This is a genomic window from Nocardiopsis sp. NPDC058631, assembly GCF_042716955.1.
Taxonomy (GTDB): domain Bacteria; phylum Actinomycetota; class Actinomycetes; order Streptosporangiales; family Streptosporangiaceae; genus Nocardiopsis.
On record NZ_JBHXQY010000088.1, the window covers coordinates 13,337 to 28,032 of the forward strand.

A 14,696-nucleotide genomic window follows, 5' to 3' on the forward strand; every position below is an offset into this window, starting at 1 on the left:
GCCCTGTTTGTGCTGGTCAGGTGGCTCTTTACCCGAAGCGCCCCACCATCGCCGGGCGCTGCTCGAACCTCTTTTACCCGAAGCGCCCCACCATCACTGGGCGCCCTGTTTGTGCTGGTCAGGTGGCTCTTTACCCGAAGCGCCCCACCATCGCCGGGCGCTGCTCGAACCTCTTTTACCCGAAGCGCCCCACCATCGCCGGGCGCTGCTCAGACCTGTCTTTACCCGAAGCGCCCGGTGATATAGTTCTCGGTCTCCTTCTTCCCCGGCCGCGTGAACATCTGGTTGGTCTCGCCCATCTCGATGAGCTTGCCGGGCTTGCCGGGAGCCGACAGGTTGAAGAACGCGGTCCGGTCGGACACACGCGCCGCCTGTTGCATGTTGTGGGTGACGATGACGATCGTGTAGTCCTCCTTCAGCTTGTGGATGAGGTCCTCGATCGCCAGGGTCGAGATCGGGTCGAGCGCGGAGCACGGCTCGTCCATCAGCAGCACGGACGGCTTCACGGCCGTCGCGCGGGCGATGCACAGGCGCTGCTGCTGGCCGCCGGAGAGGCCCGAACCGGGCTTGTTCAGCCGGTCCTTGACCTCCTCCCAGAGGTTCGCGCCGCGCAGCGACTGCTCCACCAGCTGGTCGGCCTCGGCCCGGCTCATCCGGCGGTTGTTGAGACGGGCACCGGCGATGACGTTGTCGTAGATCGACATGGTCGGGAACGGGTTGGCCTTCTGGAAGACCATGCCGACCTCGCTGCGCACCATGACGGGGTCCACGTCCTGACCGTAGACGTCCAGGTCGTCCAGGAGGACCTTGCCCTCGGCGCGGGCGCCGGGGGTCACCTCGTGCATTCGGTTGAGGGTCCGCAGGAAGGTGGACTTGCCGCAGCCGGACGACCCGATGAACGCCGTCACGGACCGCGGCTCGATGGTCATCGACACGTCCTCGACGGCCTTGAAGTCGCCGTAGTAGACGTTGAGGCCGGAGACGTCGATTCGTTTCGCCACTGGATGTTCCTCGTCAGTCTGCTCCACGCGCGGGACGTGGGCGGTTGGTGTAGGGGTCAACGGGCCTTCGGCGCGAACAGGCGGCCGATCATGCGGGCCAGGAAGAACAGCAGCATGACCACAAGGATCAGCGTCAGCGCTGCGGCCCAGGCCCTCTCGTAGTTGACGGCGCCGCCCATGCGGACCTGGGAGTAGATGAAGACCGGAAGGCTCATCATCTGCCCGTCGAACAGGTTCCAGTTGATCGATACCGCCGACGACCCCGCGGTGAGGATCAGCGGTGCTGTCTCTCCGATAACGCGCGCGATGGCGAGCATGATTCCGGTGGTCAGACCGGCAGCCGAGGTGGGGAGCACCACCTTGGTGATGGTCCGCCACTTGGGCACGCCCAGGGCGTACGACGCCTCGCGCAGGTCCTGCGGCACCAGCCGCAGCATCTCCTCGCTGGACCGGACCACGACCGGGATCATCAGCACGGCGAGGGAGATCGCGCCGGCGGCGCCGTTGGTCGCGCCCGGACCGAATAGGATCATCCACAGTGCCACGACGAACAGTCCGGCGACGATCGACGGGATACCCGTCATGACGTCGACGAAGAACATGATGGTCCGCTTCATGCGGCCCTCGGCGTACTCGACCAGGTACACGGCGGTCATCACGCCGATGGGCACCGAGATGAGCGTGGCCAGGCCGGTGATCGCGAGGGTGCCCACGATCGCGTGGTAGGCGCCGCCCGCGTCCATGCTCGGCAGCACGCCGTTCATGGACACGGACAGGAAGTAGGGGTCGAACCGTGCGAAGCCGTTGCCGAGCACGGTCCAGAGCACCGACACCAGCGGCAGCATCGCGAGCAGGAAGCAGCCGTAGACGAGCGTGGTGACGAGGCGGTCCCTGGCCTTGCGGCCGCCCTCGACCCGGGCGGACGCGGTCACGACGATCACCGCGTAGGCGACGGCGGTGAGTAGGCCCCACAGGACGAACCCGAAGGAGGAGAAGGCCAGCAGGACACCCGCCACGACGGCGGCGGTGGCGGCCAGCAGGGCTACGGGGAAGCGGTGGGGCAGTGAGCCGCGGCGCAGGTCGGACTTGGCGGGGCCCATCTCGGGGCCGGGCGGTTGCGTGGTCGTCAGGCTCATCAGGACTCCTTGTTCCCACGCGCCACGACGTAGCGTGCGCCCATGTTGACAGCCAGGGTGATCGCGAACAGGACCAGTCCGGCGGCGATCAGCGCCGACACGCCGTAGCCGGTGGCCTCGGGGTACTGGAGCGCGATGTGCCCGGCGATGGTCTGGTTACCGCTCTGGAGGAGGTTCCAGGAAATGGCCAGGGAGGGGGAGAGGATCATGGCGACGGCCATGGTCTCGCCGAGGGCGCGCCCCATGCCCAGCATGGCGCCGCCGACGATGCCGGACTTGCCGAACGGGAGGACGGCGAGGCGGATCATCTCCCAGCGCGTGGCGCCCATGGCGAGCGCGGCCTCGCGGTGCCCCTGGGGTACCTGGTGGAAGACGTCGCGGGACATCGCCGTGATGATCGGCAGGATCATCACGGCCAGGACGATACCTGCGGTCAGGATGGTGCGCGCCGAGGTGGAGGCGGGGCCCGCGAACAGGGGGATCCAGCCCAGGTAGCGGGTCATGCCCTCGAACACCGGCACGAGCTGGGGGGCGAGGAAGCCGATGCCCCACAGGCCGTAGACGACGCTGGGGATGGCGGCGAGCAGGTCGACCAGGTAGCCGAGCAGGGAGGCCAGCTTGCGGGGCGCGTAGTAGACGATGAACAGCGCGATCCCGATCGCCACCGGGGTGGCCAGGAGGAGCGCGATCGCGGCGGCGAGCACGGTACCGAACGCCAGGGCGCCCACGCCGAACGCGGGCGACTCGCGGACGTTGGCCTCCCACTCCTGGGAGGTCAGGAAGTTCGCGGTGTTGGCGGCCAGGGAGGGCCAGGCCTGAACGATCAGGAAGGCGGCGACACCGGCGAGGATCAGCAGGATCACGATGCCCGAGCCTCGGGCGGTGCCGGCGAAAACGACGTCGCCCATCCGGCGCTTGCCCGTGGGCGGCGGTGCCGCCTGGGGCGCGTCCGTGGTCGTCATGGATTGGCTCCGGTTCGGAAGGGTTGCGGTGCGGGTCGCCGGGGCGGCGCGGTGTGCACCGGACATCCCCGTGTGCGCCTGTTCTCGTTGTTCCGGGCGGGTCCCGCGGTTCCCCGTGCCGGGGAATCCCCCGCAGGAGGCCGCCGTGCCCCGCGTGTTGCCTTCCGGTGGCCGCTGTTCCACGACCACCGTGCGCGAAATGGTCGTCCCGCGCCGATTGCGAAGGTAGGCGTAGGAGGTGACCAGTTGTCCCAGGGAAGGTGAACGGGGGGTGAACGAGGCGTCGCACTACCGTGGCGGTAGGGGAATTGCCCGGTGAATGTGATGAGCCGCACGTCAGGCGGAGGGCTTCCGCTCTCTGTGGGAGGGCGGCGCGTACATCACGTCGGTGTCCCACATGCCGAACCCGAGCGACTCGTACAGCCGCACGGCGGCCTCGTTGTCACCGTCCACGTAGAGGTGGACCCAGCGGAGCCCGGCGTCGCGCAGGTACCGCAGACCGGCCAGTGTCAGGGTCCGCCCCAGGCCGCTGCCCTGCCAGGACGGGGCGACACCGACCGCGTAGACCTCACCGACGGGTTCGCCGTCGGTGAGCCCGGCCCCGTCGGCGTGGATCTTGGTCCAGTGGAACGCCGCGACCTTGCCCTCCTTGGTGGTGGCGAGGAAGAAGCCGCGGGGGTCGAACCAGTCCTCGATCTCGCGCTGGAGCAGGTCGTCCAGGGTGAGCTGGCCCTGCTCGGGGTGGTCGGCGAACGCGAGCGCGTTGGCGGTCAGCCAAGCCTCCTCGTCCTGGCCGACGACGAACTCCCGCACCTGGACGCCGGCGGCCACGTCGGGCCGGAGCGCCGGTTCGGGGAGCGCGGGCGCCTCCCAGGGGCCTCCCGCCTCGTCGGCCGGGATGTCGCGCAGCGGCATCCGCATCTTGTGCAGTTCGCGGACGGAGGTCCAGCCGTCGTCCTCCGCGACCGAGACGGCCTGCGGGGTGCGCCCGTGAGCCCACACCCGGACGCCGTCGGGGCCCGCGTCCCGGTCCACGGAGTGGAGCAGGGCGGTGCCGTGTCCCCGACCCCGGTACGCGGGGTCGACGGCGATCTCGCCGGAGTCGGGTTCGCCGGGGACGCGTTCGATGAACGCGAAGCCGACCACGCGGTCGTCGTCGGTGATGACATGGAAGCGGCTGCTCCCGGAGGGCGCACCGTGACGGACACGGAGCAGGGTGTGCTCGGACAGCGGTGCGACGCCGTCCTCGCTGCGAGCGGATTCGGCGAGTGTCAGGACCTGGTCGGCCAGGCCGGAGGCCAGATCATCGGTGACTAGCGGGGTGCTCATGGACCGAAAGCCTACGACGGAGGGGTCGCAAAGATTCGGTCAGCCTCGCGGCGTGAGGCTTTTGTCCTGTTGTGCGGCCTCGTTTTCGGTCGGTTCGTCGGCCCTCCGTGTGTGCGAAGGATCTCGCCCGGCCCGCCGCCTCACCCCTTGCGGCGCTTGCCCTGGTATCCGCCTCCGATACGGACGCGGCGCACGGGTGCCAGCGGCGCGGCGAGCAGCAGCGCGAGGAGGAGTGCCGCGAGCAGCACCGCCGGGGCCATGTTCGGTCCCATGTCGCCGTGGTCGGCGGCCACCTCGGTCTCGTCGATGCCATCGTCGGACCGGGGGGAGACCAGGGGCAGTTCGGCGAGGTCCTCGGAGCCGGGCGCGATCTCGGGCAGGTCGGCGTCGTCGCGCGGCAGGGTCGGGATGGCGGCGCCGCTGGTGGGCACGTCGTCCACACCGCCGCGGGGCGAACCGGGACGCGCGGACGGGCTGTTGGAGCCGAGGTCGCGGCCGTCGCTCCTACCGCCGCCGTCGCTCCTACCGCCGCCGTCGCTCCCACCGCCGCCGTCACCGGGGGTTCTGGTGGGGCTCGGGTCGGAGGTCTGCGTGGGCCGGTCCGACGGAGTCCCGGGCGGCTTCTCGGTCGGCTTCTCGCTGGGCTCCTTGGTGGGTTCCTCGGTCGGCTCCCCGCCCGGGTCCTCCGTGGGGGACGGCGAGGGGTCCGGCTTGGCCACGGACACCGTCCACGTGCCGGTGGAGACGGTGTAGCTGGTGGGGGACCCCTGGGCGGAGCAGTCCGCACCCTCCGCCGCCAGGGCGTAGGTCAGGGTCGCGACGACGTCGGTGGACTGGCGTGGAGCACCGGTGACGACGCCCGCCGAAGCCTCCTCCCCGGGCCCCACCGCCCGGGGCACGAAACCGGAGGAGGCGAACCCCTCGCCCTTGACGTCCAGGCGGACCAGGCAGAGGGAGACGTTGCCGTTGTTGGTCGCGGTGACCGCGTTGGGAGTGGCGGGCCTGCCCAGCACCACCTCTTCTGCGTCGCTCGCGAACGCGACGACGGCGGACGGCACGGGGGAGGGGCTTTCGGGGGAGGTGGGGTCCGCGTACGCCGGTGACATCACGGCGACGAGGCCGGAACCGACGAAGGCGGCGCCGAGGACGACACCCGCCCGGCGGCGTCCGGACGTGAGCGGGAAACTCGCGGCGGTCAGGGGCATCGGTGCGATTCACTCCTCGGGGTGGCGCGCCAAGGCTGCTCGGGCCGCACCCGGTTGCGAGGAGTTCGCCGCGCCTGACCGTCCCCGGGGTTCGGGTGCTCCACGATCTTAGGACCTGCGGCCACGGAAAACGAGTGTTCGAGTGATGCCTTTACGTCATCGCCTCAGATGGGTCCCGCTCCCGGCCGGGGACGGCTCCGGGGCGCCATGCGCGGATGCGCGGCGCCCCGGGGTGTTCACGGCCGTGGTGTCCCGGTGTTCCTACCCGGAGCTACGTGGTGCTGGGCTCGGCGCTCCGCGCCGCGGGCAGCGGCTCGGCGGCCTCGGCCGACGGCGCCTTGGCGACCGGGTCGGGGACGAAGCGGTAGCCGACGTTGCGCACGGTGCCGATCAGCGACTCGTACTCCGGGCCGAGCTTGGCGCGCAGGCGCCGGACGTGGACGTCGATGGTGCGGGTACCGCCGAAGTAGTCGTAGCCCCACACCTCCTGGAGCAGCTGGGCGCGGGTGAACACCCGGCCGGGGTGCTGCGCCAGGAACTTGAGGAGCTCGAACTCCTTGAAGGTGAGGTCGAGGATGCGTCCCCTCAGCCGGGCGATGTAGGTGGCCTCGTCGATCACGAGGTCGCCCCGGCGGATCTCGTCGGGGTCGTCGGTCCCGGCCTCGGCGGAGCCCACGGCCAGCCGCAGGCGTGCCTCGACCTCCGCGGGTCCCGCGGTGGCCAGGATGAAGTCGTGGACCTGCCAGTCCGGTGTGAGCGCCGCGACACCGCCCTCGGTGAGGACCACGAGCAGCGGGCACTCCAGCCCCGTGGTGTCGAGCAGGCGGCAGAAGTTGCGGGCCGCGGCGAGGTCGGTGCGGGCGTCGACCAGAATGGCGTCGACGGGCGCGTTCGCGTTGCCGGCGGCCCCGGATGCCAGTAGGGCTCCGGCCTCCGCGGGAGCCACCCGCACGGAGTGCAGGAGGAGTCCGAGGGCCGGCAGCACATGGTCGGACGGTTCGTTGGAGTTCGTCAACAGCAGCAGATGGCTCATGCGTCTCTTCTCGTCAACCCGCGCTATGCGGACGATCGAAGGCGCCATTGCCCCCGGTGAAGATGTCTTTAATATGTCGCCTCCGAGCAACACCAAGGATAATCAATAGATGGCGAAGTGCACTATCAGGTACTGGGCAGCGGCCAAGGAAGCGGCCGGAACAGCGGAGGAACACGTCGAGGCGGACACTCTCGCCGAGGCCCTCGCGGCGGCGTGTCGCCACCACCCCGACGGCCGCTTCCTGCGCGTACTAGGGGCTTCGTCGCTCCTGGTGGACGAGCGGCCGGTCGGGTCGCGGCCCCATGGCGAAGTCGCGGTCTCGGAGGGGACTGTGATCGAGGTCCTACCGCCCTTCGCGGGCGGCTGAGGTGCCCGAAAGGCCAGGAAAACCAGGAGGAAACATGACAGAAACCCCGGAGTGGGCGGGCAGTGCGCGTGTGGTGATGCTCGGCAGGGCGGGGTGTCACCTGTGCGAGGACGCGTGGCGGACGATCGGGGCCGTCACGGAGGAGGTCGGCGCGAGTCGCGCGGAGGTGGATCTCGACGGGGTGGACGAGGCCGACCGCGAGGAGTACTGGGACAAGATCCCGGTCACGTTCGTGGACGGGCGGCGCCACGACTTCTGGCGTGTCCAGGAGGGGCGGCTGCGCACGGCGCTCGGGGGCTGAGCGGGCGGGTTCGAGAGATGGAAAACGTCGGTTCCGACCACAAATACTCACACCGGTTCCATTCCGGGTGTCCTGAACCCGGGGGCGCCGCTCCCTCTTTTCCGCCGGTCCCCGAGTTCCCCGGGCGTGGGAACTTCTGTTCCGGGCGTCACAGCGGACCCCACTTTGTGCGTGCTTTCACAAGCGCGTAATCTAGGTCCACCGACCTGTCGGGAGCACAACCGCGCGTACCACCGAAGCCGGGCCGCGCGCGAGCGGCCCCGAGCCCCCGCCTCCCGTCCGCACCGACCGCCGCTCAGGAGCACCCGCCTGTGATCAGTCGTCCACCACGGCCCCGGGACAGGGGTGTCCCGGAGGCCACCGTCGCCCGGCTCCCCGTCTACCTGCGCGCGCTCCAGTCACTTGAGGACCGCGGCACGCTCACCGTCTCCTCGGAGGACCTCGCCTCCGCGGCCGGGGTCAACTCGGCGAAGCTCCGCAAGGACCTGTCCCACCTGGGCTCCTACGGGACCCGGGGGGTGGGCTACGAGGTCCAGTACCTCGTCTACCAGATCTCGCGTGAGCTTGGTCTCACCCAGGACTGGGCCGTCGCCATCGTCGGGATCGGAAACCTGGGCCGCGCACTGGCCAACTACGGGGGTTTCGGCACCCGTGGCTTCCGCATCGCGGCCCTCCTCGACGCCGACCCCGACATGGTCGGGCAGAGCGTTGCGTCCCTGGACGTGAGGCATATTGACAACCTGGAGGAAGTCGTCCGTTCCAAGGGCGTTTCCATAGGCGTCATCACGACGCCCGCGGCCTCGGCCCAGGGTGTCGCCACACGCTTCGTGGAGGCGGGGGTGAGCAGCATCCTCAACTTCGCTCCGGTCGTCCTCAGTGTGCCGGACGGGGTCGATGTGCGTAAGGTCGACTTGTCCATCGAACTCCAGATCCTGGCCTTCCACGCGCAGCGCAGGGCGGACGGCGACGGCCGCGTCCCGGAGAGGGCGGGACTGGAACTGACATGAGACGTGTTCCGGTTCGAGAAGCCGGTAGGAGCGGTGGGCGAAGAGCGAGTGTGCGCCGCGCTCCGGGGGGTTGGCCGCAGGGGGCGGCCGCCGTGCCGGAGCATAGAGAGACGCTGTGTCGTGCCTGCATAGGAGAATGCGGATGAGTGTCCTGGCCGTGGGGTTGAGTCACCGGAGTTCGCCGGTGGCGCTTCTCGAACGCGTTGCGCTGAACGGGGAGACGCGCACCAAGGCGATCGGGGAGATGGTCGGCTCCGACACCGTCAACGAGGTCATGGTGGTCTCCACCTGCAACCGGACGGAGGTCTACGCCGACGTCGAGGCCTTCCACGGCGGAGTGGCCGCCATCACCGAACTGCTCTCCTGGCACAGCGGAGTACCCCTCGGGGAACTCTCCGAACACCTCTACGTGCACTACGAGGACCGCGCCGTCCAGCACCTGTTCTCGGTCACGTGCGGCCTGGACTCCATGGTCGTCGGCGAGGGGCAGATCCTCGGCCAGGTGCGCGACGCCCTCAAGGAGGGACAGGACACCGGCTCCGTGGGCCGCGTCCTCAACGACCTGGGCCAACGCGCCCTGCGGGTGGGCAAGCGCGCCCACACCGAGACCCACCTGGACCACGCGGGCGCCGACATGGTCAGCTTCGGCCTCACCGTCGCGGCCCGCGACCTGGGCATCGGACCGACGGGGGCCGACGAGACCACCGCCGACCGGACCGTCCCCGCCGTGGGCACGGTACCGCCCGTCGGCTGCCCCATGTCCCCGTCCCCCGGTGACACCGGCGACGCCCCCGGGCTCGCCCGGCCCTCGCACGGCCCTCTCACCGGCCTGCGCGTCCTGGTCCTCGGCGCGGGCTCCATGAGCGCCCTGTCCGCCAACACCGTCTCCAGACAGGGCGCGGGCACGGTCGTCGTCGCCAACCGCACCCCCGAACGCGCCGCGCGGCTCGCCGAGTGCCTCACCGAGGCCTACGACACCGTCGGGGCCCGGTCCGTGCCCTTCACCGACGCCGCCGGGGTCCTCGCCGACGTCGACCTCGTCATCTCCTGCACCGGGGCCCAGGGCCTCGTCCTCACCGCAGACGCCGTCGCCGCGGCGACCGCGGGCCGCACCCGGCCCCTGGTCTTCCTCGACCTCGCCCTTCCCCGTGACATCGACCCCGCAGTGCGCGACCTGCCGGGGGTGCGCCTCGTCGACATCGAGGACCTGCGCCAGGCCGCCGCCACCGGCGCCGCCGTCGGCGGCGGCGGTGAGCGCTCCAGCGCCCTCACCCTCGTACGCGGGATCGTCGACGAGGAGGTCACCGAGTTCCGCACGGTCCGCCGCGCGAACCAGGTCACCCCCACCGTCGTCGCCCTGCGCTCCCAGGCCAGGGACGTCGTCGAGGCCGAGCTCTCCCGCCTCCACGGCCGCCTGCCCGACGACATCGACGACCGCACCCGGGAGGAGATCACCCGCGCGATGCGCCGCGTCGCCGACAAGCTCCTCCACCGGCCCACGGTGCGCGTCAAGGAACTGGCCGCCGCACCCGACGGTGAGTCCTACGAGGCGGCCCTGCGGCAACTCTTCGACCTCGACCCCAAGACGCCGGAGGCACTGACCGTGTCCGGCCGTCCCAGCACCGCGGCGCGGTCCGCACAGGAGAAGGCATGACGGGCACCCCCGCCAAACTCGGCACGCGTCGCAGCACCATGGCGACCAGCCAGTCCCGGATGGTCGCGGACGCGATCACCGAGCGCACCGGCCAGGCCATCGAACTGGAGCTGATCACCAGCTTCGGTGACGTCACCAAGGCCCACCTGACCCAGCTCGGCGGCACCGGCGTGTTCGTCAACGCCCTGCGCGACGAACTCGTCGCGGGCACCATCGACTTCGCCGTCCACTCCCTCAAGGACCTGCCCACGGCGCCCGCCGACGGGCTCGTCCTCGCCGCCATCCCCGAACGCGACGACCCCCGCGACGCCCTGTGCGCCCGCGACGGCCTCGCGTTCGCCGACCTGCCCGCCGGGGCGCGGGTCGGCACCGGTTCCCCGCGCCGCGTCGCCCAGCTCGCCGCCCTCCGCCCGGACCTCACCTACCTGCCCATCCGCGGCAACGCCGAGACGCGCCTGGGCAAGGTCACCTCCGGTGAGCTCGACGCCGTCGTCCTCGCCTACGCCGGTCTCGGCCGCGTCGGCCGGACCGGCGACGTCACCGACGTCTTCGAGCCCGAGCGGATGCTTCCCGCCCCCGGTCAGGGGGCCCTCGCCGTCGAGTGCTCCGTCGAGCGCCGGGACGGCGACCTCTCCTACCTCGCCACCGTGGACCACCCCGCCACCCGGGCCGCCGTCGTCGCCGAGCGCACCGTCCTCTCCGAACTGGAGGCGGGGTGTGCCGCCCCCGTCGGCGCGTACGCCGAGTACGACGCGGGGACGGGCAGCCTGCGCCTGCGCGCGGCCGTCGTCTCCACCGACGGAACCACCTCCGTGCGCCGCGAGCGCACCGCCGACCTCGCCTCGCCCGGGGACCTGGCCGCCGCCACCGCGCTCGGCCGCGACCTGGCACGTCAGATGATCGGCGAAGGCGCCGACCGGATCGTCGCCGAGGCCTTCGCCGAGAGGGACACACCCTGACCAGGAGTCGACGGCGGGGCTCCTCGGCCGGACCCCGCCGCACACGCCGGCACCCCGGAGAACTCCGCGCACAGGGACGCCGGTGACCACACAGAGGAGCCAGTACGTGAACGCCAACGCCAACCCCCAGCCGGAGGAGCCGAGCGCCACCACCCGGTCCGGGCACGTCGCCCTGGTCGGGACCGGTCCGGGCAGCGCCGACCTGCTGACCCTGCGCGGCGCCGAGCTGCTGAGCCGCGCCGACGTGGTCATCACCCTGCGGGAGACCGCGGCCGAGGAACTCGCCGGGTTCCGCGAGGAGCTCCTCTCCCACTGCTCCGAGGGCGTCTCCGTACTCCAGGCCGACGAGTGCGGCGGCGACCTCAACGCCCTCGCGGTCGCCCGCGCCCGCGAGGGGCAGCGGGTCGTGCGCCTGTACTCCGGAGACCCGTTCTTCGGCTGCCGCGGCGCCGAACTCGTCGCCGCCTGCGAGGAGGCGGGCGTCGAGGCCGAGGTCGCCCCCGGTGTCTCCTCCATCACCTCCGTCCCCACGTTCGCGGGCATCCCCCTGCTGGGTGACGACAGCGCCGAGGTACGGATCCTCAACGCCCGTCCGCACGGCAAGGCCGAGGTCGACTGGAACGAGGCCGCCGCCAGCGACGCCACCCTGGTCATCATGGGCGGCGACGCCCCCGCGGACGAGGCGCCCGAACACCGCGGCCCCGGTCTCGACGTACTGTGCAAGACCCTCGTCGCGGGCGGACGCCCCGCGAGCACCCCCGTCTCCGTGGTGCGCGCGGGAGGGACCACCCGGCAGACCACCGTCACCTCCACCCTGGCCCGCCTGGTCGCCGACCTGAAGGCCAAGGACGCCAAGAACCACCACGCCACCGCGCCCGCGCTCATGATCGTCGGCCCCGCGGCCGCCCGCAGACCGGAACTGTCCTGGTACGAGGGCCGCCCGCTGTTCGGGTGGCGCGTCCTGGTCCCCCGCACCAAGGAGCAGGCCGCGGCCCTGTCCGACCAGCTGCACGGCTACGGCGCGGTGCCCGAGGAGGTGCCGACCATCTCGGTGGAGCCGCCGCGGACCCCGCAGCAGATGGAGCGCGCCGTCCGCGGGCTGGTCACCGGCCGCTACCAGTGGGTGGCGTTCACCTCCGTCAACGCGGTCAGGGCGATCCGCGAGCGGCTGGAGTCGTACGGTCTGGACGCGCGCGCGTTCGCCGGGGTCAAGGTCGCCGTCGTGGGCGAGGCCACCGCCGACGCGGTGCGCGAGTTCGGCATCCAACCGGACCTGACACCGCCCGGGGACGCCCAGTCCAGCGCCGGTCTGGTGTCGGTGTGGCCGCCCTACGACGACGAGATCGACCCCATCGAGCGGGTCCTGCTGCCGCGCGCCGACATCGCCACCGACACCCTCGTCGCGGGGCTGACCGACCTCGGCTGGGAGACCGACGACGTCACCGCGTACCGCACCGTGCGCGCCGCGCCCCCGCCCGCACCCGTCCGTGAGGCGATCAAGGGCGGTGGCTTCGACGCGGTGCTGTTCACGTCCTCCTCCACGGTGCGCAACCTGGTCGGGATCGCGGGCAAGCCGCACAACACCACCGTCATCGCGGTGATCGGCCCGGAGACGGAGCGGACCGCCGTCGAGTTCGGCCTGCGCGTCGACGTGGTGGCGCCCAAAGCCTCGGTTTCGGCCCTCGCCCGGGCCCTGTCGGAGTACGGTGCCGCCAGGAGCCGTGAAGCGGTCGAGTCCGGCAAGCCCGTCCTCAAGCCCAGCCAGAAGCGCCGCGGACGCCGACGCAAGCTGTAGAGGTGCCCCTCGTCCGCTCCGGCCGCGAGGTCGAGCGCATGGCGGACCGGGAGCCAGGCCCCAGACCACACGTCCACTCCGCGAACCCACATCCGGGAGTCCCGCATTGACCGCCTCCAGCCACGACGCCGCCTTCCCCGCCGCCCGTCCCCGCCGCCTGCGCCGTGGACCGGCGCTGCGTCGACTGGTCGCCGAGACCCGGGTGCTTCCGCGCAACCTCGTCCTTCCTATGTTCGTCAAGGAGGGGATCACCGAACCCGTGGCGATCTCCTCGATGCCGGGCCAGGTGCAGCACACGCGTGACAGCCTGCGCAAGGCCGCCCACGAGGCCGCCTCGGCGGGGGTCGGCGGGCTCATGCTGTTCGGCATCCCCGCGCACAAGGACGAGCGCGGATCGGGCGCCGACGACCCCGACGGGATCGTCCAGGTCGCCCTGCGCGACCTGGCGGCCGAGGTCGGCGACGACCTCGTGGTCATGGCGGACCTGTGCCTGTGCGAGTACACCTCGCACGGGCACTGCGGACCGCTGGAGACCGGCGGACACGTCGACAACGACCTCACCCTGGAGCGCTACGCGTCCGTGGCCGCGGCCCAGGCCGAGGCCGGGGCGGCCGTCGTGGCACCCAGCGGGATGATGGACGGCCAGGTCGCGGCCATCCGCGCAGGGCTGGACCGGGCCGGGTTCCACCAGGTGCCGATCCTCGCCTACGCCGCCAAGTACGCGTCGTCCTTCTACGGCCCCTTCCGTGAGGCGGCGGAGGGGGCCCCGCAGTTCGGTGACCGCTCCGGTTACCAGCAGGACCCCGCCAACGCCCGCGAGGCCCTGCGCGAGGTCGCCCTGGACGTCGCCGAGGGCGCCGACATGGTCATGGTCAAACCGGGGCTGGCCTACCTCGACATCGTCGCCAAGGTCGCGGAGTCGTCCCCGGTGCCCGTATCGGCCTACCAGGTCAGCGGTGAGTACGCGATGATCGAGGCCGCCGCCGAGCGCGGGTGGATCGACCGGGAGCGGGCCATCGTCGAGACCCTGACCTCGTACCGGCGGGCGGGTGCGGAACAGATCCTCACGTACTGGGCCACCGAGGCGGCCCTCCTTCTGCGGTAACGCGACCAGGCCCTTCGCCCCGGTCGCGGTCGCCGGGCGCCGGGCCCTTCCGACGGAGGCCGCGCCTGGACCAAGCACGACCACCGGGGAGGCCCCATGGCCGACGTACTGTACCGACGCAAGCGCCGCCACACGACGGACAGCATGCTCGACGCGGCGCTGCGCTACGCGGAGCTGGGATGGCCGGTCGCGCGCGGCGCCGCGCCCGGCGAGGACCGCGCGTGCAACTGCGACCGGATGGGTTGTCCGGACCCGGCGGCGCACCCGGTGACGATGGCCTGGGGAGTGGAGGCCAGCACCGACGCCGCCACCCTGCGGCGCTGGTGGACGGCCACCCCCGACGCCAACGTCATCCTGCCGACCGGCCGGGTCTTCGACGTGTTCGACGTCCCGCGCGAGGCGGGGCTGATGGCGCTCGCGCGGATGGGGCGGTCGGGGATCCCCGCCGGACCGGTCGCGGCGGTCGACTCCTCCCGCTACCTGTTCTTCGTGGCCACGCGCTCCCCCGTGGACGAGGACGAGTGGTGGTCCTGCCACCTGGACTGCGTGCCCGAGGGCGTCGAGGAGATGCCGGGCCTGCGCTGGCACTGCCGGGACAGCTTCGTCCTCGGCGCCCCCTCCCTCATGCCCTCCGGCAACCGGGTCACCTGGATCCGGACCCCGCTCGACGCGGGCGGGCCGGTCCCGCTGCCCGACCCGATCGCGGTGCTCGGCATCCTCGCGGACGCCAGCGCCGAGTTCTCGGGCTGACGGGCGCCCTGGATCGTGTCGGTCATCGGAGTGTGTCTCCCTGTCGTCGAATGTTCGGCATCCGCGTCAAAAGTGTTGAGGTGCCGCAAACC

At 71.6% G+C, this 14,696-nt stretch carries 14 protein-coding genes; 8 read left to right on the forward strand and 6 right to left on the reverse strand.

Annotated elements, in window-relative coordinates:
* Positions 1-221: 221 nt before the first annotated feature.
* The 6 genes from pstB to ACFWTE_RS23590 form a co-directional block, all read right to left on the reverse strand.
* On the reverse strand, positions 222-1,001 hold the full coding sequence (gene pstB / locus ACFWTE_RS23565; protein ID WP_378782037.1) for a phosphate ABC transporter ATP-binding protein PstB: 780 nt from the start codon (positions 999-1,001) through the stop codon (positions 222-224).
* A 56-nt stretch (positions 1,002-1,057) separates the two neighbouring features.
* On the reverse strand, positions 1,058-2,137 hold the full coding sequence (gene pstA, locus ACFWTE_RS23570; protein ID WP_378782038.1) for a phosphate ABC transporter permease PstA: 1,080 nt from the start codon (positions 2,135-2,137) through the stop codon (positions 1,058-1,060).
* Positions 2,137-3,099: a phosphate ABC transporter permease subunit PstC gene (pstC, locus tag ACFWTE_RS23575; protein ID WP_378782039.1), complete on the reverse strand. Its 963-nt coding sequence runs from the start codon at positions 3,097-3,099 to the stop codon at positions 2,137-2,139. Before pstC ends, pstA begins: the two co-directional genes overlap by 1 nt.
* Before the next feature lie 336 nt (positions 3,100-3,435).
* Complete coding sequence (gene mshD / locus ACFWTE_RS23580; RefSeq protein WP_378782040.1) at positions 3,436-4,428, reverse strand: mycothiol synthase; 993 nt, start codon at positions 4,426-4,428, stop codon at positions 3,436-3,438.
* A 140-nt stretch (positions 4,429-4,568) separates the two neighbouring features.
* A complete protein-coding gene (locus ACFWTE_RS23585; RefSeq protein ID WP_378782041.1) occupies positions 4,569-5,633 on the reverse strand; it encodes a hypothetical protein in 1,065 nt (354 codons plus the stop codon).
* Between the two features lie 271 nt (positions 5,634-5,904).
* Entirely contained in the window at positions 5,905-6,666 is a 762-nt protein-coding gene (locus ACFWTE_RS23590) for a winged-helix domain-containing protein (protein WP_378782042.1), read from the reverse strand.
* Between the two features lie 109 nt (positions 6,667-6,775).
* Here ACFWTE_RS23590 and ACFWTE_RS23595 point away from each other — a divergent pair, with 109 nt between their 5' ends.
* The 8 genes from ACFWTE_RS23595 to ACFWTE_RS23630 all read left to right on the forward strand — a co-directional run bounded on the left by ACFWTE_RS23595 (position 6,776) and on the right by ACFWTE_RS23630 (position 14,604).
* Positions 6,776-7,033, forward strand: a complete 258-nt coding sequence (locus ACFWTE_RS23595) for a MoaD/ThiS family protein (RefSeq protein ID WP_378782043.1) — start codon at positions 6,776-6,778, stop codon at positions 7,031-7,033.
* Between the two features lie 34 nt (positions 7,034-7,067).
* Complete coding sequence (locus ACFWTE_RS23600; RefSeq protein WP_378782044.1) at positions 7,068-7,334, forward strand: glutaredoxin family protein; 267 nt, start codon at positions 7,068-7,070, stop codon at positions 7,332-7,334.
* A 311-nt stretch (positions 7,335-7,645) separates the two neighbouring features.
* A complete protein-coding gene (locus ACFWTE_RS23605; protein ID WP_378782045.1) occupies positions 7,646-8,341 on the forward strand; it encodes a redox-sensing transcriptional repressor Rex in 696 nt (231 codons plus the stop codon).
* Positions 8,342-8,483: 142 nt separating this feature from the next.
* Entirely contained in the window at positions 8,484-9,995 is a 1,512-nt protein-coding gene (locus ACFWTE_RS23610) for a glutamyl-tRNA reductase (RefSeq protein WP_378782046.1), read from the forward strand.
* Positions 9,992-10,954: a hydroxymethylbilane synthase gene (gene hemC, locus ACFWTE_RS23615; RefSeq protein WP_378782047.1), complete on the forward strand. Its 963-nt coding sequence runs from the start codon at positions 9,992-9,994 to the stop codon at positions 10,952-10,954. Before ACFWTE_RS23610 ends, hemC begins: the two co-directional genes overlap by 4 nt.
* Before the next feature lie 106 nt (positions 10,955-11,060).
* Positions 11,061-12,749 (forward strand): uroporphyrinogen-III synthase, encoded by a 1,689-nt coding sequence (locus ACFWTE_RS23620; RefSeq protein WP_378782051.1) that lies wholly within the window; start codon positions 11,061-11,063, stop codon positions 12,747-12,749.
* Between the two features lie 106 nt (positions 12,750-12,855).
* Positions 12,856-13,854, forward strand: a complete 999-nt coding sequence (gene hemB, locus ACFWTE_RS23625) for a porphobilinogen synthase (RefSeq protein ID WP_378782048.1) — start codon at positions 12,856-12,858, stop codon at positions 13,852-13,854.
* 96 nt (positions 13,855-13,950) lie between these two features.
* A complete protein-coding gene (locus ACFWTE_RS23630; RefSeq protein WP_378782050.1) occupies positions 13,951-14,604 on the forward strand; it encodes a bifunctional DNA primase/polymerase in 654 nt (217 codons plus the stop codon).
* The last annotated feature ends 92 nt before the right edge of the window (positions 14,605-14,696 follow it).